19 protein-coding genes, 1 tRNA gene and 1 pseudogene are annotated in these 22,639 nt (G+C 44.8%); 11 read left to right on the forward strand and 10 right to left on the reverse strand.

All coding sequences use genetic code 11. The features are described 5' to 3' along the window. Positions 1-64 precede the first annotated feature (64 nt). On the reverse strand, positions 65-1,030 hold the full coding sequence (gene nadA, locus XZ46_RS18340; protein ID WP_008052373.1) for a quinolinate synthase NadA: 966 nt from the start codon (positions 1,028-1,030) through the stop codon (positions 65-67). A gap of 128 nt (positions 1,031-1,158) precedes the next feature. Here nadA and XZ46_RS18345 point away from each other — a divergent pair, with 128 nt between their 5' ends. Beyond that, a complete protein-coding gene (locus tag XZ46_RS18345; RefSeq protein ID WP_006624380.1) occupies positions 1,159-2,055 on the forward strand; it encodes a TIGR04168 family protein in 897 nt (298 codons plus the stop codon). A 148-nt stretch (positions 2,056-2,203) separates the two neighbouring features. Here XZ46_RS18345 and psbU read toward each other — a convergent pair whose 3' ends face one another. From psbU to XZ46_RS18365, 4 genes are all read right to left on the reverse strand, one after another. Continuing rightward, positions 2,204-2,638: a photosystem II complex extrinsic protein PsbU gene (gene psbU / locus XZ46_RS18350; RefSeq protein WP_006624378.1), complete on the reverse strand. Its 435-nt coding sequence runs from the start codon at positions 2,636-2,638 to the stop codon at positions 2,204-2,206. A gap of 451 nt (positions 2,639-3,089) precedes the next feature. Continuing rightward, positions 3,090-3,536: an SRPBCC family protein gene (locus XZ46_RS18355; protein ID WP_006624377.1), complete on the reverse strand. Its 447-nt coding sequence runs from the start codon at positions 3,534-3,536 to the stop codon at positions 3,090-3,092. Between the two features lie 89 nt (positions 3,537-3,625). Then, positions 3,626-5,098, reverse strand: coding sequence for a 9,9'-di-cis-zeta-carotene desaturase (zds, locus tag XZ46_RS18360; protein ID WP_006624376.1), 1,473 nt, complete (start codon positions 5,096-5,098; stop codon positions 3,626-3,628). A 50-nt stretch (positions 5,099-5,148) separates the two neighbouring features. Continuing rightward, on the reverse strand, positions 5,149-5,493 hold the full coding sequence (locus tag XZ46_RS18365) for a hypothetical protein (protein ID WP_006624375.1): 345 nt from the start codon (positions 5,491-5,493) through the stop codon (positions 5,149-5,151). Between the two features lie 590 nt (positions 5,494-6,083). Here XZ46_RS18365 and XZ46_RS18370 point away from each other — a divergent pair. After that, complete coding sequence (locus XZ46_RS18370; RefSeq protein WP_006624374.1) at positions 6,084-6,572, forward strand: arsenate reductase/protein-tyrosine-phosphatase family protein; 489 nt, start codon at positions 6,084-6,086, stop codon at positions 6,570-6,572. A gap of 4 nt (positions 6,573-6,576) precedes the next feature. Here XZ46_RS18370 and XZ46_RS18375 read toward each other — a convergent pair whose 3' ends face one another. The 3 genes from XZ46_RS18375 to XZ46_RS18385 all read right to left on the reverse strand — a co-directional run bounded on the left by XZ46_RS18375 (position 6,577) and on the right by XZ46_RS18385 (position 9,136). Continuing rightward, positions 6,577-7,347, reverse strand: a complete 771-nt coding sequence (locus XZ46_RS18375; protein ID WP_006624373.1) for an ABC transporter permease — start codon at positions 7,345-7,347, stop codon at positions 6,577-6,579. A gap of 76 nt (positions 7,348-7,423) precedes the next feature. Beyond that, a complete protein-coding gene (locus XZ46_RS18380) occupies positions 7,424-8,257 on the reverse strand; it encodes a transglutaminase-like domain-containing protein (RefSeq protein ID WP_008052384.1) in 834 nt (277 codons plus the stop codon). A 6-nt stretch (positions 8,258-8,263) separates the two neighbouring features. Next, on the reverse strand, positions 8,264-9,136 hold the full coding sequence (locus XZ46_RS18385; RefSeq protein ID WP_008052385.1) for a DUF6816 family protein: 873 nt from the start codon (positions 9,134-9,136) through the stop codon (positions 8,264-8,266). 284 nt (positions 9,137-9,420) lie between these two features. Here XZ46_RS18385 and XZ46_RS18390 point away from each other — a divergent pair, with 284 nt between their 5' ends. From XZ46_RS18390 to XZ46_RS18400, 3 genes are all read left to right on the forward strand, one after another. Then, entirely contained in the window at positions 9,421-10,527 is a 1,107-nt protein-coding gene (locus tag XZ46_RS18390) for a Gfo/Idh/MocA family protein (protein ID WP_008052386.1), read from the forward strand. Between the two features lie 375 nt (positions 10,528-10,902). Then, positions 10,903-14,625: a PAS domain S-box protein gene (locus tag XZ46_RS18395; RefSeq protein WP_008052387.1), complete on the forward strand. Its 3,723-nt coding sequence runs from the start codon at positions 10,903-10,905 to the stop codon at positions 14,623-14,625. 119 nt (positions 14,626-14,744) lie between these two features. Next, positions 14,745-14,816, forward strand: a tRNA-Gln gene (locus XZ46_RS18400). Positions 14,817-14,928: 112 nt separating this feature from the next. Here XZ46_RS18400 and map read toward each other — a convergent pair. Continuing rightward, positions 14,929-15,690 carry a type I methionyl aminopeptidase gene (gene map, locus XZ46_RS18405; protein ID WP_006624368.1) on the reverse strand — a complete coding sequence of 254 codons (762 nt, stop codon included), beginning with the start codon at positions 15,688-15,690 and terminating at the stop codon, positions 14,929-14,931. Positions 15,691-15,892: 202 nt separating this feature from the next. Here map and XZ46_RS18410 point away from each other — a divergent pair, with 202 nt between their 5' ends. The 5 genes and pseudogenes from XZ46_RS18410 (at position 15,893) to XZ46_RS18430 (ending at position 19,422) form a co-directional block, all read left to right on the forward strand. Continuing rightward, positions 15,893-16,204: a DUF4870 domain-containing protein gene (locus XZ46_RS18410; protein WP_008052389.1), complete on the forward strand. Its 312-nt coding sequence runs from the start codon at positions 15,893-15,895 to the stop codon at positions 16,202-16,204. A 22-nt stretch (positions 16,205-16,226) separates the two neighbouring features. Next, positions 16,227-17,060 (forward strand): Tab2/Atab2 family RNA-binding protein, encoded by an 834-nt coding sequence (locus XZ46_RS18415; protein WP_006624366.1) that lies wholly within the window; start codon positions 16,227-16,229, stop codon positions 17,058-17,060. 484 nt (positions 17,061-17,544) lie between these two features. Continuing rightward, positions 17,545-18,117, forward strand: a pseudogene (locus tag XZ46_RS18420) (IS607 family transposase); the annotation flags it as partial. After that, on the forward strand, positions 18,026-19,222 hold the full coding sequence (locus XZ46_RS18425) for an RNA-guided endonuclease InsQ/TnpB family protein (protein WP_082113536.1): 1,197 nt from the start codon (positions 18,026-18,028) through the stop codon (positions 19,220-19,222). The pseudogene XZ46_RS18420 and the gene XZ46_RS18425, both read left to right, overlap by 92 nt. 11 nt (positions 19,223-19,233) lie before the next feature. After that, positions 19,234-19,422 carry a hypothetical protein gene (locus XZ46_RS18430; protein WP_008052455.1) on the forward strand — a complete coding sequence of 63 codons (189 nt, stop codon included), beginning with the start codon at positions 19,234-19,236 and terminating at the stop codon, positions 19,420-19,422. A 49-nt stretch (positions 19,423-19,471) separates the two neighbouring features. Here XZ46_RS18430 and XZ46_RS18435 read toward each other — a convergent pair whose 3' ends face one another. Further along, on the reverse strand, positions 19,472-20,599 hold the full coding sequence (locus XZ46_RS18435; RefSeq protein WP_008052456.1) for an RNA-guided endonuclease InsQ/TnpB family protein: 1,128 nt from the start codon (positions 20,597-20,599) through the stop codon (positions 19,472-19,474). Between the two features lie 268 nt (positions 20,600-20,867). Here XZ46_RS18435 and XZ46_RS18440 point away from each other — a divergent pair, with 268 nt between their 5' ends. Next, positions 20,868-22,322 (forward strand): restriction endonuclease, encoded by a 1,455-nt coding sequence (locus tag XZ46_RS18440; RefSeq protein WP_008052458.1) that lies wholly within the window; start codon positions 20,868-20,870, stop codon positions 22,320-22,322. Positions 22,323-22,639 lie beyond the last annotated feature (317 nt).

Consider the following 22,639-nt stretch of genomic DNA (forward strand, 5'->3'; position numbering starts at 1 on the left):
ATGAGATCGCCCTCTCCCAGAGGTAGACAGAGAGGGGGTGTCAAATTCTCTATTCCCTAATTAATTAACTCATCTCTAACATCCGCTGAATAGGTCGCCAAGCCGCCTCTATGGTAGATTGGGATAAGGTGATTTCTGGCTGTCTATTTTTCATAGATAAATAGAGTTTTTCGAGGGTATTTAACCTCATGTGGGGACACTCATTGCAGGCGCAACTGTTTAGGGGGGGCGCGGCAATAAACAGTTTGTCGGGAGCCTCTTTTTTCATCTGGTGAATAATCCCGGGTTCTGTAACCACAATAAAGGTAGAATTAGCACTTTCTTTGGCATACTTTAATAAAGCAGTGGTAGAACCTATATAATTGGCATGACGTAAAACTGGGGGTTCACATTCGGGGTGAGCAATAATTTCCGCGCCGGGATATTCAATCCGTAGTTGCACAATTTTCTTTTCGGAGAAATTCTCATGCACCATGCAAGCCCCCTCCCATAATACCATTTCTCGTTGAGTTTCCGCCATGACATAGCGCCCTAAGTTGCGATCGGGTGCAAAAATAATTGGCTGATCTGCGGGAATTTGGCTAACTATTTTGACGGCATTAGCACTGGTGCAGATGATATCACTCATCGCCTTAATGTCGGCAGTGCAATTAATATAAGATACCACTAAATGGTCAGGATGGGCAGCTTTGAAGGCAGCGAAAGCATCGGGAGGACAACTATCAGCTAGAGAACATCCTGCATTAAGATCGGGGAGTAAAACCTGTTTTTCTGGATTGAGAATTTTAGCGGTTTCTGCCATGAAGTGAACCCCCGCAAAGACAATAACATCTGCATGGGTTTCGGCAGCTTGGCGCGACAGTCCTAGGGAGTCGCCAATATAATCAGCGATGTCCTGAATATCGGGGTCTTGGTAATAGTGGGCCAGCACGATCGCATTAAGGTCCTTCTTTAAAGTGGCGATCGCCTCAAACAAGTCCTCTGGCTTCTCATATTCAGTCGGTTGTCGGTCTAAAGTCGCTGCAAACATCAGTTGACCTCTGGTTTGTGATTCTCTAATTCCTAATTATAGTTGAATTCACCAAAAAGAGTAAAGCCAGAAATCTCAACCTGGGGTCGCAACAACTTATCCTAGAAAAAAACGTACTATCAGATACAATGAGCCCATCACCGGAATTAACTATCAAAATTGCCCTCATTGGAGATATCCACGACCAATGGGAACCAGAAGATGAGATAGCCTTAAAACAGTTGGGGGTAGACTTAGCCCTATTTGTAGGTGATTTTGGTAATGAAGCCCTAGAGGTGGTCAAGGCGATCGCTAACTTAGATTTACCCAAGGCGGTAGTGTTTGGAAACCATGATGCTTGGTATAGCATGACCGAATGGGGTCGCCAAAAGTGTCCTTACGATCGCACCATGGAAGACCGGGTGCAAACCCAAATTGATATGCTGGGACCCGCCCACGTGGGCTATGGAAAACGAGATTTTCCTGAGTTAGGATTAACGGTTGTGGGTACTCGACCCTTTAGTTGGGGGGGGCCACAATGGACCAATCAAGAATTTTATCAAACCCGCTTTGGTGTCAACAGCAACCAAGAATCAAGCGATCGCATTTTAGCCCAAGTTAAAAACGCCGCATTTGACCAGATTATTTTTTTGGGACATAACGGCCCATTTGGTTTAGGAGATACCCCAGAATCACCCTGTGGTAAAGACTGGAAACCTATTGGCGGCGACTATGGCGACCCAGACTTTGCCGAAGCTATTACCCAAACCCGCAATTATGGAAAAACTATCCCCCTAGTCGGTTTTGGTCATATGCACCACACCCTCCGCCATACTAAAGCCTATCTGCGGAAATCCCTAGCTGTCGATGAACATCAGACTATATATCTTAATGCTGCCAGCGTCCCACGCATTCAAGGCACAGGACCTGATAAATATAGACATTTTGCGATCGCTATACTTAAACAGGGTCAAATTCGGGAAGCCTCCCATATTTGGGTCAACTCACTCGGTCAGATCATCCAACAACAACATCTATACCCATAGACCACAAAAATGGACCGCCTCCCTTTCTCACAGACCCACACCTACTTAGGGCGCGTTGTCCAGAGAAATGGCGGCGGTCATAATTCTTAGCCTGATTCCTAGCCTTGAATACTTACATTTTAGCCATCAACGGATTCTCTACTCCAACCTAGTCATAGACTCCGGTATTGAGGCGGAAATCTCCTTCCTGTAGAATCGGCTCTACCGGAGTGATGGTAAACTCACCGATATAGCGTTCTATAATCTCTTTCTGGGCATCGGTTAACCCCGGAATTTCTAATACTTCCTCCACTGAATCATAGGGCGCTGCGTCAATGATAATTTTGGCCAAGGTGGGAAACATTCCCGGATATTGACGGAATTCTCGGATTGAGCTATTATTCAAATCCAATTTTTTCCCAAATTCAGTACCCAACTTGGCATCAGCCTTGTTTCTACGGTTAACTTCCGCCAAAACAGGTGCTTGCAGACTCCGTAATTGAACAAAACTCAAATCCGCTGCCCATGCAGGCTGAGGGACACTCCATCCTAGCAAACCTACCAACAAGCCTACTAAGGCTAATACCTGACCCAATCGTTTCATTAAAATTCTTCTCCCATTTGTTCTAAACTACATAGACAGAATCCACAAAATCTGTATTACGAATCCTGCAATATTGTTGAATATACCCCAACACCGGACCTTTAAAGGAAAATAATTCGGAATTGTCGATCATGGATCGTTTCACCCCAGACCCTCTCAATGATCAATTCCTACATAATTTGATTTTCCTCAACCCGCCCCCATTAGGCAATAGCCAATCACCGGGAATTGTTCATTGTTAATTGTCCTCGGAATTATGTTAAGTTTTGTAACAAGCCCCTCGTCACAAGTAGGGGGTAGGGGTTGCTTTCTGAGTTCGTTTCTGCTACTATATTAAAAAATGGGAATATAGACAAAATTTTATGGTTTGCAAATACTACCATTATATAAAAGTATGTCAATATAGTATCACGATTTGGGGCGACCTGTCAACCCTTCCCATAAATAAAGTTCAGCGACGAGCATAATAATCTAAAGCATAATCCCTAAAACGTTCCAAATCCTTAGCAATAGTAGACTCAACGACACCCCCAAGAAAGAGATTATCCATAATTTTCCCTAACAGACCGGGAATGGCATAAGAGACTGAGAGGCGGACAATACTACTACCATGGCGATCGTAAAAACGGATAGCGCCTCGGTTAGGCAACCCATCGACTGATTCCCATTGAATAATCTGATGTGGAATCTCTTTAAGAATGCGAGAAAGCCAGCTAAATTCAAAGTTACCACTAGCTAATTTCCACTTAGAAAGTTCCGGGTTGTCGTCTAAGATTTTGACGGACTCGATCCACTTCATCCACCGTGGCATTTGTTCTAAATCTGACCATAAATCCCACGCGATATCAATGGGAACATTAACTTCAATTTGCACGCTATGTTCTAACCAATCAGCCATTTTAGTTACTTAATTATTAAGGTGTGAGGTAGTTGATATTTAGGCACAGTCCCCGCCCTACTTATAGCAAGCCAGACAGGGACAAGATTTTATGGCTGTACGCCCGGCTTGCTCATTTGGAGAAAGTTAGCAGCATTTTCCAGGATCACACGGGCAGCCTGTCGCCCAGAGAGGGTAGCACCTTCCATGCTATCAATATAATCCTGTTGTGTGTAACTTCCAGCCAAGAAAAAGTTAGCAATGGGAGTTTTTTGGGGGGGACGGTAGGGGTCCATTCCGGGGGCTTCCCGATAGAGGGACTGGGCTAGTTTAACTACACTATACCAAGTCATATTTAACTCTCGGGAAGATGGGAAAAGTTGGTGAACTTGCTGGAGAACATGATTGGCGATCGCCTCATTATTTTGTTTAATAAAAGGGTCGCCAGGAGTCAAAACTAACTGTAGCAGAGAACCCTGTCCGGGACGGTAATAGTCCCCCGGACTGGTTAAAGCCAAATCAGCAAAACAGGAGAAATCGGCATCAGCAGTATACAGCAAGTTATCTATACCTGCGGCTTTTTCTAACTGTTGGCGTGCGAGTGAGTCTTGAAGTTCTGTTACCCAACCATCAAAGCGCAATTGCACTGTGGCTACGGGAACAGTATCTAACTTGTAAATATTGTCAAATTCCGGCCATTTTCGCCAAGCCTCTGGGAGCATTTTTTGAGCCCCAGGAACATCACAGGCGCAAACATAAGCATCTGCAATAATGGTTTCTTCGGTTTCCCCTTGGGCTACCACCAAGCCAGTGACATGGGTTTGGCCGTCAATTTCGGTAAACTGAATTTCTCTAACCCGTCGTCGCAGATGAATTTTAGCGCCCCGTTGTTGGAGATAGTTAACAATAGGTTTATGGAGATATTCCGCTGGAGACCCTTCCAACATTCGCAAGACGGAGGCTTCTGTTTTGGCGGCGAAAAACTGAAAAATCGTCAGCATACAGCGCGCGGAGATATTTTCAGTATCGATAAAACCTAAAGCATAGGCGATGGGGTTCCACATTCGTTTGAGGCTACCTTCAGACCCTCCCTGGCGGCGAAACCAGTCCGCAAAACTGACTTGATCTAGGTCTCGAATGTTTCTCATGGCTCCCTCAAAGTCTACCAAACCCCGGACAATGGGGCTAGTTCCCAGGGCGATCGCATTTTGCAATTTATCCTGAACGGAAAGCTGAGAAGTTGTGAAAAAGGCCTTGAGTCCGTTGAAGGGTGCGCCAGTGATGAACCGGAAATCTAAACTTCCGATCACGCCATCGCGGTTGACAAAGCAGTGAATATGGTCTTTTAATCGCAGATTCTCAAAGGCTCCCACCTTTTTCATTAAATCAAATAGTTGGTAGTAGCAGCCAAAAAAGACGTGCAGACCCATTTCGACATGATTACCTTCTGGGTCTACCCAGCTACCTACTTTACCACCCACAAAGGGGCGAGACTCAAATAGTTCTACTTCATGTCCGGCATCAACCAGATCAACAGCCGTGGCCATGCCAGCTAATCCAGCTCCAGCGATCGCAACCCGCATCCTACATTATCCTTAACAGTTCCTTTACGAATTTTAACAATAAAGTGATCCTACTGATCGATTTTTCGTTCAATTTTCCAGTTATGGGACTTGCAGATTGATTCTAGCATCTCCACAAAGCTGTCAATCCTAGCTTTACCCGCACCATAACCTAGATTTAAAAACCCGACATCTCCACCAGCAGTGATGACATCGATTTCACAATAGTCAAATTCGGCATAGTTTAAAATTATCGTGGTTGACAAATTGGCAGAAATTCGCGCCGACAAAGACTCCTCGACTAAGATATTGACATTACCAATAGTGCGGACAATGACATCGGGGAAGTAGTCGCAGAGTTCATGGACTAGCTGATCTAAATAAGAACCCCGTAGGATAACCGTTTGAATATTCATAGGGTGATTGGCTTGTAAATCTTATTACTGATAGGAGTTGAGGGCGGATAATTGCCCGGCTGTCCTCAAAGTCTCAGCTTTGTGGACCTAACCCTATCTCTGTTATTATCCTGCCATCTGGGAGAAAATGATTCAGTTTTCCAAAAAACTTAATAAGTGACCACAGAACCCCAGCCTTAACCATTTACGCCGTGATGGTGAACCAATTGTATAACTGAAAAGTTTTATGTGATTGACAATACACTGAATGGCTATGGTTGTGGTATAATGCGATCGCATTTTTAGTCAATTGTCACAACTCGCCACTGGGTTCAGATGATCACTTTTGAGAAGTTTTATCACTATGGTACTCAGTCTATGAGTTGAGACTATTCTGATTATCCACTGTCTGGGGGCGATCTAAGTTTATCGCCATCAAATAAATTGCCGAAATATATCAAATAAGTTATAGTGGTTGTTGCTATACTATGATCTACGGTAAGATTGATTGAGAACATGGCAGGGCTAATTTACCAACCAGCCCCTAAACTTCCGCCCACCAGATAAATGGTCGCTGTCTGAACCCACATTTAATCAACATCAAGGTGCTTATGAAAACCATTCTATTTTTGTCTACAGGAAATGACTACCTCAGTCGATTTTCTGAATATTTGTTTAATTATTTGGCGGAAACCAGGGGCTTGAGTTGGCGTGCTTATTCTGGTTTATTACCAGTAGATAAAAGCCATTATTCTAGTAATTATTCAATGGGGGCGATCGCCTTAGAGGTGATTGACGAATTGGAGAAACGGGGTATTTCCTTAGATTATTCTGTGCGGACTATCAGACCCGTATCTCAAATCAACTTTAAAAATGCCAATAAAACGATTGCCATTGATGAATCAACCTATCGTCCATTAATGGTTAAACGATATCCTTCCTGGGTGAATACGGTCGAGTATTGGAATTTATCCGATATCAAACCAGCCAGCCGAGAGTCGTCTTTACAACAGCTAGAAAAGCGGATTAACCAACTTATTAACCAGTTAGCACCCAGTCAGGGAAATTTAGCCTCTGTGTGGGCGGGATATGATGACTAATGGCTTATAATTCTCGGCGGGAAAAAATAGCGATCGCCAAGGCTAAGAGTAGGACGGTGTAAATGATACCATATCCAGCATTAGCCACGAGAATAGGAACATCAGGGATCTCGGCATAAACGGCATCATTTTTGAGATTCAGACGGGCTAAATCCGGTAAAATGACATACATAGCCGTAGTGACATTTTCAATGGTGTTACTATCGCTAATTTGACCTAATTCGAGTAAGTCTCGACTCAAACTCCCCATTACATAAACCGCAAAAGTTAGGAGTGTAGCCAAGAGAGAACTCGTCAACACCCCTAACAAAATCCCGGCGGCTCCAATTAGCCCAAACTTAATCCAAATAAACAGATTAGAAATGGCGATACTTTGTCCGGGGTAGGGAATTTGGTTAAGACTTAAAACCCCCATATATATGACTGTCATTACCACCAATAAAACTGCTAAAACCGCCCACAAACCCAAATGTTTACCAATAATCAATTCCGGGCGGCTAACTGGCTTGGAAATCAGTAAGTAAACGGTGCGTTTTTCAATTTCCTGGTTAATTAAGTTGGTACTGACAAAAACTGCGACAATTAAGCTAAGAATGCTGATAGCAGCTAAACCGAGATCTAAGACAATTTTATCTTCTAAACTAGCAGCGACTTGCGGCATTAGTTCAACTGCTGCTACCATCAACAGCGCAAAGATACCCAAAATATAGAGAACCCTAGCGCGCATGACTTCCCAAAACACATTTTTGGCGATCGCCATTATCCTTCCCAACATGATGTTTGACCCTCCTATAACCACGATGGTTATCACTTGACTAGGATTCTTTCATATTAGCGTAATCTGATGTTGACTACTCCAAAAAGGCGATCGCCTCCTCAGTATATATAGGACATTCACCGGGACTGATACAATCAACAAATAACTCCATTTTCGACATAAAGACTGACCCGAAAATGGTAGCAAAAGAAACATCGGCTGCATCTCTTCCGGTCCCAATGCGGATCAACCCAGTCCGGGGAACTAAACGAGTCGCATCAAACAAATACCAGCGATCGCCTAAATAAGCCTCAAAATAGGCATGAAAATCGGGGGGTTGCAAATCATAAGCATAGCCAGTCACAAACCGCGCGGGAATATTCAAAGACCGACAGAAAGCAATACCTAAATGGGCAAAATCTCGACAAACTCCCGCCCTTTCGGTGGCGGTATCAAAAGCGGAGGTATGGGCGTTGGTACTCCCTGATAAATAAGTGACATTTTCATAAATCCAATTACAGATAGCTGTCACTCGCGAATAGTCAGGAACTAAATCACCAAACTCGGTCTGGGCGAACCGCATCAAGCGATCGGACTCACAATAGCGACTAGGATATAAATAAGGTAACACATCCAAAGGCAGTTTCGCTGGGGGAACTTCTGGAATATCGTGAGGGTGTTCTTCAAAGGGTTTAAATTCAACTGTGGCTTGATAAGATACTTCCAAATTTCCGGTAGGTGAATTAACCCGAATGTATCGGTTTTCTAGTTCGGGTGAAATGTATTCATCTATATTAACATCAGGTGCAATGTGTAGGTCTTCTTGGAGGATATGTTGAAATCGGTTATTGCAAACTGCAATATTGAAAATTAAGGTACTATCGCTATAAATCTCATAATTTAGCTGACAGCCTAAATTAAATTTCATAGATAATCAATCTCCCTGATTGGTAAGTGGTTGTAACGTTAGTTGATAGCGATAAAGGGCGACGGGATTTCCGGCGGCTTTAAAGTAATTAGGATCTTGTGGGGATAGGTAAATCGCTGTCATCTGATTACCTACTATCCCTTGTTTCTCCTGTCGATAAGCTGTGGTTGTTTCTACCTCATTCAGATATAGGGTTGATTCTCCCTCAAATATCTGCTGGGCGATTTCTGAGGCGATAAATTCTCCTGGTGATGGTGTTTCTGTTCCGCGACTGGTTACCACAGATATCAAGCTACGATCGCCAGGAAATTTAGTAATTTGGCGGTTGGGATTATTGGGGTCAACCTGTACGGATATCACCCCCCGATCGCCTAATATAGCCTTAGCAATATTTAACCCATTACCAGAGCGATCGGCTACTATCTCAGGATAGAGTTTTTCCTCTAACTTCAACCGGGGAACCGGAGATAACACCGAGGATATAGGCGCAGATTTCATCTCCCTAAACTGGACTTGAAAACTTATGGGTTGATCGAGATAGCCAAGATTTCCCTCAAAACCAGGAGTTACCAGATCCGGTGCTAGGGGGGCGCGCGCCTCCACTAGGGTACTGGTGACATCCCATTTTCCCGCCATCCATTCTGGGTAGACTAAATCTCCCCTCGCTTCACTCAAGACGGGTTTTCCTTTCCAGTCGGGAAATTCACATTCACGATCGCTTAATGAACCCGCCCACGCCGCAGATGGCGATAACCAGAACAGCAGCCCACCTAAAAACAATAATAAAGCCAAAGTGGCGCGATCGCACCTCATCCTATAAAGCAAATTCATATTACCAGGAACAGGACAAGCATAGCCTTGCTTAAATACAAGACCCATTGTTGATTGGAGTGAGAAAAATTAATGTATCTAATGCACGGGGAAAAAACTATTTTCCGCCGCTACTCCTATTATAACACACTTCGAGATTTTTGACGATGGTTAAAATTAAATCTTGGTGAACTTAGGTCAGCTTTTGGGCTAGTAGCAAGGAGGTTGATCAAGTCTGTGGTGCGATCGCCTGTTGGCAATAGTTGACCATCATTAGCAGTCCAGCGGCTAACAATAGTTAACTAAACAGTGCTAGGATCCCACTTAGGATAGATGATCGGAACGAGTAAGTTATGACCGCAAATAAAATTGGTATTGCCGTAGTCGGGACGGGATTTGGTCAAAAAGTCCACATCCCGGCTCTCAAGGAACACCCCCGCACGGAGATTATAGCAGTTTACCATCGAGATCTAGACAAAGCCAAGGCGATCGCATCTGAACATAATATTCCCCACGCCAGCGATCGGGTGAGTCAAATGGTCACTATACCAGAAGTCAGCGCTGTTACCGTTGCTACCCCCCCATTTCTCCACTTTCAGATGGCCAAAGAAGTTCTCCACGCTGGAAAACATCTGTTATTAGAAAAACCCACCACTGTTAATGTTGAAGAGGCCAAATATCTGTATCAACTGGCTAACGACAAAAACTGTGTCACCACCATGGATTTTGAATTTCGCTTTGTCCCGCAATGGCTGCAATTAGAAAAACTACTACGCCAGGGATATGTCGGACAACCGAGGCTAGTCAAGATTGATTGGTTAGTGTCCAGTCGCGCGGATGCTAATCGACCCTGGAACTGGTATGCTGAGAAACAAAAGGGCGGCGGTGCTTTAGGCGCGATCGGTTCCCACAGCTTCGACTATATACACTGGCTATTTGGTCCGATAAGCCGCCTGTGCGGACAGTTAAGCACAACTATAGCCCAACGTCCTGATCCGGCTGAGTCCGGCAAACTGAAGCCTGTAGATGCCGATGATACCTGTAATTTAATCTTGGAGTTAGCCGACGGAACCCCCTGTCAGGTATGTTTGAGTTCTTGCACCTTCCAGGGACGGGGACACTGGGTAGAAGTCTATGGTAGTGATGGAACATTAATTCTCGGTAGCAATAATCAAAAAGACTATATCCACGGTTTCAAATTGTGGGGAAGTAAAGCTGGGGAAGATTTGGCAGAAATTGCCATTCCCGATAATTTGCAGTTTCCCAAAACTCATGATGATGGTCGCATCTCTGCCTTTTTGCGGGTTGTCGATCGCTGGATGGAAGCTATCTCACGCCATGAGTCCCTGGTACCTTCTTTGCGGGAGGGGGTCTATTCTCAATTACTAATGGATCTCACCCATGAATCCAATGTTACAGGGACTTGGGTTGATGTTCCTGATCTGAACAATTTATTGTAGATTTGTGCAGGGATACTAGCCCTACATCCTAGGATATGATGGCTAATATAGGTGAGAGCCTAAATGTAAGTATAACAGTATGGTTATGTTCACGCGCTAGGTCATTGATGGTGTTAAGTCCAGTTACAAATTTATAAGAACGGCCTGTTTTTTTGTTAAGATTAAATTAAAGGTAATTGCGGTGTGGCATTAAGACTTTGGACAAGCCATTTAAAGCCAGTTGCGAGTTAAAAATCAATGCGGATGTTTGGTATTACCCCTCTCAATTAAGGTCTGTTATAGTCAGACCCGTTGTTATAGACTGATCCGTGCTTTGTGCCAGTCTCTTCCCTGAAGTGGGAATAATTATATGACAGTAAAATTTAAGGTAAAACTATGTCCAGATTAAACGGCCGAGTTTTCGACCTGGGAAGTGGGGTATTGCGTCAGATCGGCATTAGCCCTGACATCTCCTTTGACGATATAACTCGCCTGACTATCCACATTACCAATGCACCGATCGCTTTCATCAGCTTTATCGACCAAACTCATCAGTGGCTGAAGGCTCAAATAGGCTTATCTGATGATCTGAGTGTTTATTTGGATTTTTGCGGATATGCGATCGCCTATCATCGTGGTGGGAATCTCAGCACCGAGCCCGACAGTCCTACCTCCCAACCGATTATTATTCAAGATATCAGCACTCACCCCAAGCTGGCTAATCATGCGATCGCTAACAATGAGCAACCCATCAAATCCTATCTGGGTGTTCCAATTACTACCCGAGATGGCTATCAATTGGGGATGCTATCAGTGATGACTTATGAGTGCTGGCAACCTTCATCAGGGCAGATTATAGCCCTAGAATCCCTCAGTCGTCAAGTAGCTAACCAAGTTAATTTACACAGACAATTAATGGACCTACACGGGAAACTAAGTCATCTGGAAACTATTATCCAAGAAAGGAGAAAGGTATGGGATATTGTCCGACAAGAACGGGATTTTGTCAATGCGGTTTTAGATACTATTAGCGCCCTAGTAGTGGTGATTGATCCGGATGGTCAGATTGTCCGTTTTAATAAAAGTTGTGAACAATTAACGGGATATAAAGCGGGAGATGTTGAGGGCTTATTGATTGAGGATTTAGGATTATCAATTTTTGATCAAGACTGGGAATCATTGAATTGGGGTTTAGCAGCCATTGAGTTTGACGATCCGCCCCCATCATCTCATCAGGTCCAATCGAATAGTATAAGGATGGGTCATTTTCCAAGACAGTGTGAGAACCTCTGGGAAGGAGCTAATGGAGATTCCCATTTAGTCGCTTGGTCAAATAGTGCCATTAGGAATCCAGATGGCTCTCTCAGATATATATTAGGCTGTGGAATTGATATTACTAACCGCAAACAGTCCGAAGAAATGTTGCATTTATTGCAACGGGCGATCGAAGCTAGTCCTAATGGGATTGTAATTTCGGAAAACACCAAAAATGATCTGCCAATTATTTACTGTAATGCAGCTTTTGAAAAGCTAACTGGGTATACTAAAGAAGAGGTGATTGGTCAAAACTGTCGGTTTCTACAAGGACCAGAAACCCATGAAGATGCGATCGCTATGATTAGACAATCCATCAAACGCAAACAAGGATGTAAAGTGACATTAAAAAATTATCGGAAAAATGGTAGCTGCTTCTGGAATGAACTAGCTATTTCTCCGGTGCGAGACCACCGAGGAAAACTCACCCATTTTATTGGTATTCAAACTGATATTACCGAACGGAAGCAGTCCGAAGATGCTCTGCGAGAAAGTGAAGCCCGCTACCGTCTGTTAGCCGATCATGCTACAGACTTAATCTCCCGACATGATGCTGAGGGTATTTATATTTATGCGTCTCCAGCCTGTCGAGATTTACTAGGTTATGAACCGGAAGAATTAATAGGAATTTCCGCTTATAATTTTTTCCACCCTGATGATAGAGAGCGCATCCAGAAATCTCACCAGACCTTATTGAGTAACTCTGATGTGGATACGGTAAGTTATCGAGTTCGGCGTTCCGATGGTAGTTTTATATGGTTTGAAACTACTTCTCATGCTATCCGCAATCAAGAGAATAATGATATCCAAGAGATCGTATCTATATCTCGTGACATTACCGAACGCAAACAAGCAGAAGAAATCCTGCGGGAGCGATCGCACCTTTCTTTATTAGAGGCGGAAGTTGGGAAAGCCCTAGGACAAGGTGGGACAATACCAACTATTTTGAATCGTTGCGCGAAAGCAATGGATCAGTATTTAAAAGTCGCGGGGGTATCGATATGGACCATAAACAGTCAAACTAATCAACTCGAACGACAAGCTGGGGCGGGAATTGTTACCCTGAAAGCACCCACACCTCAGCTATGGAACCATGAACTATCGCAAATGTCTCAACAGATGGCGCAGCTTTCCCACCAAACCTTAGAAGTTCCACTGGTGGTAGAAGGGCGGTTAATGGGGATGATGGCTATTTGTAGTTCTCATCCATTATCTCCGCAAGTTCAGGATGTGCTAGGTTGGATTGCTAATGCGATCGCTGTAGGAATTGACCGGGTAAAAGCCCGCGAAGAATTGCAAAGCCGTAGGGAAGCCTTACTATTTCGCTTGGCTAGTCAAATCCGCAATTCCCTAGATATTGACACAATTTTGGGAACAGCAGTTCAGGAGATCCGCAGTGTTCTACAAATCGACCAATGCCATTTTTTGTGGTACTTACCCACCCAACCGAACAGACATAATTTTGCCATTACTCACGAATCGCGATCGCCTTCTTTATCAACAGTTTTAGAAGATTACCCCTCCGATAAAATTGGCTGGTTGGCTCATAAAATCTGTAACCGGGAAACAGTACAGGTTAATAATCTACAAGATACAACCGTTTTAGATGCAACTACCAGGGGATTACTGGAAGATGCGGGAATTGCTTCGGAAATTTTACTACCCCTGGAGACGCGATCGGGACAGCGGGGGGCTGTCGTCTGTAATCAATATAATAGTCCTCGCGATTGGATAGATAGTGATGTGGAACTATTACGAGCCGTAGTAGATCAATTAGCGATCGCCATTGACCAAGCCGAACTTTACGCCCAAACTAGAGCCGCCGCCTTAGCCGCCCAAACTCAAGCCTTCCACCTAAGCGAGGCTCTCCAGGACTTGCAACAAAAAGAGTCACAATTGATTCAAAGTGAAAAAATGTCTAGTTTAGGACAAATGGTGGCGGGGGTAGCCCACGAAATTAATAACCCGGTTAATTTTATCTATGGGAACCTCACCTATGCCCGCGATTATACTAAGGATCTGCTGGAATTGGTGGAACTGTATCAAGAACAATATCCAGAACCCCTGGAAGTGATCCAAGAACGCATAGAAGATATTGACCTAGACTTTTTGGTGGAGGATTTACCGAAAATCCTGTCTTCCATGGAAATGGGAGCCGATCGCATTCGTCAAATTGTCGTCTCTCTACGGAACTTCTCCCGTTTAGACGAGGCGGAAATGAAACCCGTGGATATTCACGAGGGTATTGATAGCACCTTATTGATTCTGCAAAACCGCCTGAAAGCAAAAGGTAGTAGTTCTGGTATTGAACTGGTTAAAAAATATGGTCAACTTCCTAGGGTGGAATGTTATGCGGGACAGCTTAACCAGGTGTTTATGAATATTCTCAGTAATGCGATCGATGCTTTAGATAATCAACCAGACCCCCGTATGATCACCATTACCACCGAAGTCGTATCAATTAGCTCTGGGTCTAACTTATTTCCACTTCCCGCTTCTGATGTCATCAAAACCACCTCTGAAGGGATGATCAAACCTCCCGTATCCAAAAGTCAACAGGTGTTGATTCAGATTCATGATAATGGTCAAGGTATTCCAGAGGATTTAAAAAATCGATTGTTTGATCCATTTTTTACCACTAAACCCGTTGGGAAGGGGACCGGACTGGGACTATCAATTAGTTACCGGATTATTGTTGAAAAGCACGGAGGAAGCCTCAAATGTATCTCCAAGCCGGGAGATGGCTGCACATTTGCGATTCAGATTCCTATTCAACCCCCCCCGGAACTCAAGCACGCTCATTAGATCTACCAGCCTCTGACTGCTTTCCATGTCCGGGAAGATAGGGGGCTGAAAAAAAATTTCCCAAAACACTTGACAAAACCGGGGTGAGTGTTGATATGATAATAAAGCTGAGAGATTATTGGGGCGTCGCCAAGCGGTAAGGCAGCGGGTTTTGGTCCCGCCATTCGGAGGTTCGAATCCTTCCGCCCCAGTTTACTGTAATGAGTTATCAAGCCATATCCTAGGCTGGAGTTAATATTAGCTATTTCCGAGAGTAGGGGCAACTGATCAATTGTCCCTACCTGGCTGGTTTAACCAAGATCGCTATGGTAAAGTTAAAATATCAACTCCCTGGTCAGTTACAGCGATCGTGTGTTCAAATTGAGCAGACAGCTTACCATCTGTGGTAATTGCTGTCCAACCATCATCGAGTACCTCTGCTTCCCAGGTTCCCTCATTAATCATCGGTTCAATCGTAAAAACCATTCCTGAGCGCAGTTTTTTACCTTTTCCACGGGTTCCATAATGGGGAATTTGCGGTGCTGTATGAAAGACGGTATTAACCCCGTGACCGACAAAATCCCGCACTACAGAAAACCCATAACTTTCCGCGTACTCTTGAATAGCAGCCCCAATATCCCCTATGCGACTACCCGGTTTCACCGTCGCAATAGCCCGCCGCAAACATTCCTCCGTGACTTCAACCAATTTTTGAGCCGTCGGGGAAGGATTACCTACAAAAAAGGTTTTTGAGGTGTCGCCGTGGTAGCCATCAACTATAGGGGTGACATCAATATTGATGATATCTCCATCTTGAAGAATCTGCTTGGCGCTGGGGATACCGTGACAGATAACTTCGTTAACACTGGTACAAATAGACTTGGGGAACCCATTATAACCGAGGGGAGCGCTACGGGCACCATGAGCCTGAGTCCAGCGTTCGGCTTCATCGTTGAGTTCTAGGGTACTGACTCCTGGTTTAACCATCGGTTCTAGGTGGTTCAGTAGTTGCGCGGCTAACTTTCCGGCTTGGCGCATCTTTTCAATTTCTCGGCTCGATAGCAGTACGATTGTTTCGGTTCCCATTTGTATAATTAGCTAGTTGATACCCTAATTAGTAGGCTTTTTCTCTACCTAACCTATCACAGTTGATGGTTCTACGGGGTGCGCTAAGGTACTATCTGCTTAAAATGGTATTAAGATAGATCAACAGTGGCATCATACTTAGCTATGGAGGCAACATGACTGATCGACGGAACAGATAGATCAAGAAAGCAGAACTTGGGGTATGATCGCACACCTGAGCTCTTTTGTGGGTTATGTCATACCTGTGGCTAATATCGTTGGACCTTTGGTGATTTGGCTGCTGAAAAAGGATGAGATGCCATTTGTTGAATATCAAGCTAAAGAAGCGTTGAATTTTCAAATCAGCATTTTGATATATCTGTTTGTATCCATCGTGTTGATTGTGTTTTTAGTTGGAATTCCTCTGCTATTTGCGGTGTTGTTGTTTGATTTGATTTTTACTATTGTGGCAGCCAGCAAAGCTAATGAGGGTATCAGATATCGCTATCCTTTGACTTTAAGATTGATTAAATGATTCACTAATGGCTTGATTTTTTATGCGGATATGGCAAGCTGATTTTTATCGCCGTCCTCTTCGGGATGACAGCGGACAGCCTTTGTGGGAACTGTTACTTTGTGATGAATTGGGCGATCGCTTATTGGTGGCGACTTGTCCTCAGTCGGAAGCTAACTCTACTTGGCTGCTGAAACAGTTAGAAGAAATTTGGGACACTGATCAACCTGATCTGATTCAGGTGTTTCGACCTGCTTGCTTGAATCTCTTTGAGGTGGTGGGTAAACAGTTGGGGGTGACTGTCCAGGGGACTCGTCGGACGCTGGGTTTAAAAAAATTGCTGGCAGAGATGATGTTAATTTATCCCCAAATGCCAGGTTATACTGGCGAGGATTATGATCCTTTGGCTATTGATAAATTACCCCCTTTACCTCTACCGGAAAATCTCTGGGGGACGCGCTGGCGGTTTGCGACTCTTCCAGCGGGAGACCTTCAGGAAGTCTTTGGCGATCGCCCTATTCCTATTTTGGATATGCCATCATTTTTACTACCCCTGAATTTGGGTCTGGCTTCTACCGTTGCTATTTCCGGGGTGGTTATTGATGGGGGTCGCCAGTCTATGCGCTTGGCTAGATGGTTACAGTCGGTTAAACCTGTCGGCTTGAATTACATTCCCGGACAACCTGATGGCTTGATTTTAGAGGCGGGGTTGAGCGATCGCTGGGTAGTTGCTACTTTTGATGATGATGATGTCGCTCAGGCGGCGCGGATGTTTGAGACTCGTAAACGCTTGGCTAAGGGATTACATTTTCTCTTGATTCAACCTGATGATTCTGGGGTAACTTATACGGGTTTTTGGTTGTTAGCAGGGGAATGAAAAATTCCCCCTCAAAAGTTGTTGCTCATCCCCTGAATATGGGCGCGATCGCTGTGTTGAATAAAAAATCAAGCGTATAGCCATGTAACCCCCACAAGAATATGGTAACTGATGGGGAGGGGAATTGTCAAGGGTTGGGGGAAATGAGGCGCGATCGCTGTGTTGAATAAAAAATCAAGCGTATAGCCATGTAACCCCCACAAGAATATGGTAACTGATGAGGAGGGGAATTGTCAACGGTTGGGGGGAATGAGGCGCGGCCGAGATTGTTGAATAAAAAATCAAGCGTATAGCCATGTAACCCCCACAAGAATATGCTAACTGATGGGGAGGGGAATTGTCAAGGGTTGGGGGGAATGAGGCGCGGCCGAGATTGTTGAATAAAAAATCAATTTTTCAGCGTGGGAGCATGATTTAATCACAAATTCGGTTAATATTTTAGGGCAATACAGTATAATAAGCGAGAAGGGTTGAGGATAAACCTATTGCCAGATATGTCAAACCCAAGGAAGCCGCCCAAATCCTTGGAGTCCATGAAAGAACACTCCGCAGATGGGACGACAATGGCTCAATCGAGACCATCAGAACCCCCGCTGGGCAACGACGATACAACGTTGAGTGATATACTGCCAAATCAGGCAGTGACAAACGCAAAGTCGTTATCTATGCCAGAGTTAGTAGCCGCGCCCAGCAGTCCGACCTCAACCGACAGGTGGCCGCACTGTCCAACCTCTACCCCGAAGCAGAAGTCGTCTCAGAAATCCGAGGCGGGCTCAACTTCAAGGGAAAGAAAATGCTGGCCTTACTGGGACATCATTTGTCAGGAGATGTCGGCATGGTTGTCGTTGCCCACCCAGACCGATTGGCAATATGGGGATTTGACTTGTTTCGATGGCTCTATGAGCAAAACAGGTGCTCACTCATGGTTCTCAACCAGACAAGTCTCAGTCCAGAACCAGAAATGGTTGAGGACATCCTCGCCATCCTCCACTGCTTCAGTTCCCGATTATACGGACGGAGTAAATACAAAACTCAGGTCAAAGAAGATCCGGATTTACCCCAGCCCGGAGCTAAATCAAGTCTGGCGCAAATGGTTAGCCGCTTGTCGGTATTGCTACAACCAAGCAATTGCATTATCCCGGAGTGGTAAACGACTAAGCAAGTTAAAGTTACGCAATAAAGTGATGCAGAGCGACTTGCCTGCATGGGTCAAAGAAACACCCTGCCACATTCGGCAAAATGCCATCTTTGATGCCTATCAGGCTTTGACCGCCAGTCCTGATGCCAGGTTTAGAAGTTGTCGTGACAGCTCTCAAGGGATTAAGTTCAATAATACTAATTTCTCTTCAGGGAGTTGGTATCCAAGACTAACGAAAGGATTAACTTTCATGGTTTCCGAAGCTATCCCTAAAACTTGCGGGCAAGGGACTCAGTTGGTGTTTACCAAAGGTCGATGGTTGGCGATTTTCCCTGAACCAGTTGCCGTTACCCCAACTGAAGCGAATGGCGTAATTGCATTAGACCCGGGTGTGCGAACTTTCATAACCGGGTTTGATGGTTCACGATTTCTGGAATTGGGCTCCGGGGATATTGGAGGCATTACTAGGCTATGTCAACATTTGGATGATTTGATGAGCCGAATCGCCAAGGAACCCTGTCGTTCAAGAAGGCGACGGATGAGGCAAGCGGCTCAACGAATGAGAACCAAAATTCGCAATCTAGTTGATGAAGCCCACAAACAAATTGCTCACTACTTGACTCACAACTACAGCCTAATTTTTTTGCCCACCTTCGAGACTTCCGATATGGTTGCCAAAGCAAAGCGGAAAATCAGGTCTAAGACTGCCCGCGCCATGCTGACATGGGCGCATTATCGATTCAAACTAACCCTGAGACATCAAGCCGAGATAACTGGAACCACAGTTGTAGATGTGACGGAAGAATACACCAGCAAAACCTGTACTCACTGTGGTCATGTGCATTCCCAGCTAGGTGGCTCAAAAGTGTTCCGATGTCCGGAGTGTGGGTTCACTCTACCCAGGGACTGGAACGGTGCTTTTGGAATCTTTCTAAAAGCTTTGCGGGATACCGCCTCTGTTACCTTAACGGGTAATAGTGCTATCGTCGCATTGTCAGGCAATAGCCGGATAAATGTCGCGTAAATGTATCAGGTATGCACCTGTTAAAGGCTAACCCAGAGCGCCTGGAAGCCACCGCCGCCCAATTAAAGCATTATCAAGTCCAACTACTAGGCGCTAACCACTGTACAGGCATTAATGCGATCGCCCATCTATGGCATCTTGGATGTAGCATTGATGTTCGCGTAGGAACCCGCCTGCAATTCGGAACCAACACCCCATAACCTGCTCTATAAAACTTAAACAAAACCGGACATAGCCGGATCTTGATGTTTATTTCTGGCTTCGTCCGGGACTGTCGGCAGCACCCCGTCCACAAGTGTAATCGTCGGAACCCGGCGATTTTTCTAAATTTATACTGGCGTTCAAATCTCTATCAATCTTCAGGCCACAGTTTGGACATTCAAAAGTCCGACGGACTAGGGGCATTTTTTGACGATAACCGCAATTAGAACACAGTTGACTGGATGGATAAAATCTATCGGCAATAATCAACTTTGAACCATAACGTTCTGCCTTGTAACCTAGTTGCCGACGGAACTCATAAAATGAAGCATCAGCGATAGAACCCGCCCAACCATGATTTTTCAGCATTCCAGACACATTCAAATCTTCAATGACTACTTGGCTGTGGTTTTTAGCCAAAAAAGTAGTTATTTTATGAATCGTGTCCCGCCGAATGTTTGCTACTCTTTGATGTAGCTTTTGAACTTTTAAGACACATTTAGCCCAATTTTTTGAGCCTTTGACTTTGCGACTTAAATGGCGTTGTAATCGAGCTAGTTTTTGGGTGGCTGCTTTATAAGCCTTGGGATTAGAGAATTGGGTCCCATCGGAGCAAGTCGCCCAATTGTTAATTCCTAGGTCTACCCCGATTCTCTCTCGATATTTCGGTGTAATTTCTGGCGTGATTTCTACGAAAAAGCTCATATACCAGTCACCTGCTTGGCGCGTTATAGTGACTTTCTTAACCCAACTTTCGGGTTGTGCCTCAAATGTAGAAACCCAGCCCACAAAAGGCAGCTTATGGCGAGTTCCTGACAACTTGAATGGCTTTCCGGAATTGTCAAGGGTAAAGCTATCATGGTGGCCTTTCTTCTTAAATTGAGGATAACTGCTTATTCCTTTGAAGAAGCGCTTAAAGGCATCCCCTAGATTAATGAAGGCATATTGATAAACTTTAGAAGACAATTCGGACATCCAAGGATATTGAGGTTTCACATAATTAGTAAAAACCTTTTTAATGGAGTTGATATTAGGCTTGAGTCCCTCTTCATAAGCTGACCTCCATAAGTGTAATCCCCAATTAAACACGAACCGAGCATACCCCGCGTGTTTGGCCATCAAGGTGCGATGACAGTCATTGAGTTTTAGTTTGGTTCGGAAAGCTTTGTAAGGCATGATTGGATTTTACCATGAAGAATCCGACTTGATGAGTATGTCGTCAGGGAAATTTGGCATGGTCTGGGGTTTGACCGTATACTCATTATTGATTGAGTTGCGAATCTTTGGGGGTATTGTACCTTATTGTCCTAAGATGTAAAGCAAATCTTGGATTAAATTCTGGCTCCCCATTGCGGATCGAGTTGTCCTTTTAATTGGAGATCTCGCCGAATCGGGTTGTTTTAGATGTGACAAAATTGATGATTTCTGATTTTTAACGATTCCTATGTCTTTCGCCGATGCTGCCATTCAAGTTTTAGAAGATGTTGGCTCTCCCCTGCACTATCGCAAAATTGCTGAAATCGCGATCGCACGGAATTTAATTCCAACGAACGGCAAAAGTCCCGAAGCCACCCTCAACGCCATCATCGCCGTCGAAATCAAACAGAAGGGCGATCACAGTCGCTTCGTGAAGATTAATCGCGGGGTTTTTGGGTTGAGAAAATGGGATGTAACCTCGATGGATTCCGAATCGAATTCGACGACATCAGACCCGCAAACCGAACGCCGGGTTAAAATTCCCCACTTTCCCACCTATTCGGAATTGAGATTGATTTTACCGATTTGGAATGGACGCGATCGCGCGCAAATCACGGGACTGCGATCGGCGATAATGAGTCTGTCGGGAACCCCCCAAAATCCGGTAGATTGGACCAATCCTGATCGCTGGATCTCCGAACGCCTGGAAGGGGAAAATCGAGAACTGGCGGAGGCGATTTGGACGGGAAGCGATCGCCGGGTGAACCCCCGTCACGTTTACGGACACTGGCTGCTGTCTCGAATCTATGAATTGCTGGAAGACGATTCAGGGGGGAAAGTTGTATTAACTGATGCGGGACGGGATTTTATCTGCCATTCCTTGGGAGACGTTGAAAAACAAATTGACGAACGGGAAGGCTTATTAAAATTACTAAGTGTGGTGGCTGAAAAAGGGGGAGGTCGTCGCGGAGATTTTGTACCCGATTGGTCGGACTATCTCAAGCGTTACTCCCAATTCGGCACAGACAGCACCATCAAAGATACGCTGTGGCGGCGGCTTTACAATTTAGCCGATCGCGAATTATTGATCAAAACGGGGACAACCTACAGCATTACCGACGCGGGTTTGAATTATTTGAAAGATTCGGGAGGCGATGAAGAACTCGACGGCGGGGGGAAAGTACAGGAAATTTTAACCCTGGTTAAAGAGCAGAAAGCCTCGGTCAGATCCAGCATTCAAGAAATCCTATCGACGATGGCTCCCACCGCTTTTGAGTATTTGATCAAGCAATTGTTGGAGGCAATGAATTATCAAAATGTGGAGGTGACATCACCGACGAATGATAAGGGAGTCGATGTGGTCGCGGATATCGAACTGGGGATCACTTCGGTGCGGGAAGTGGTGCAGGTGAAGCGACAACAGGGGAACATTCAAAGACCAATTTTGGATGCTTTGCGGGGGTGTTTGTATCGGTTTCAAGCGGTGCGGGGTACGATTATCACCACGGGCGATTTTTCCAAGGGGACGGTGGAGGTGGCGTTCGCCCCGGGTGCGCCGCCAATCACGTTAATCAACGGAGAAAAACTGCTGGATCTGTTAATCGAATATGGAATCGGGGTGAAAACGAAAGCGATCGAAGTATTAGAACTGGATGCCGATGCCTTCGCTCAGAATGATAGTTATACCTCCGATTTAGAATGAAATTCTAATTCCACTAGAATAGACGGCCCGTGTTCTCCTAGCAGTCCTTTCCCCCCGGCTGTATTTTCTACCAGAACTGTAATGGTAAGTTGTTGGATCATATTCCCTCTGGCAGGATATGTATTTAATAGAGGCGATCGCTCTATGTTGAATAAAAAATCAAGCGTATACCCATGTAACCCCCACAAGAATATGGTAACTGATGGGGAGGGGAATTGTCAAGGGTTGGCGGAAATGAGGCGCGGACGAGATGTTGAATAAAAAATCAAGCGTATAGCCATGTAACCCCCACAAGAATATGGTAACTGATGGGGGGG

Source organism: Limnospira indica PCC 8005, assembly GCF_000973065.1.
GTDB lineage: Bacteria > Cyanobacteriota > Cyanobacteriia > Cyanobacteriales > Microcoleaceae > Limnospira > Limnospira fusiformis.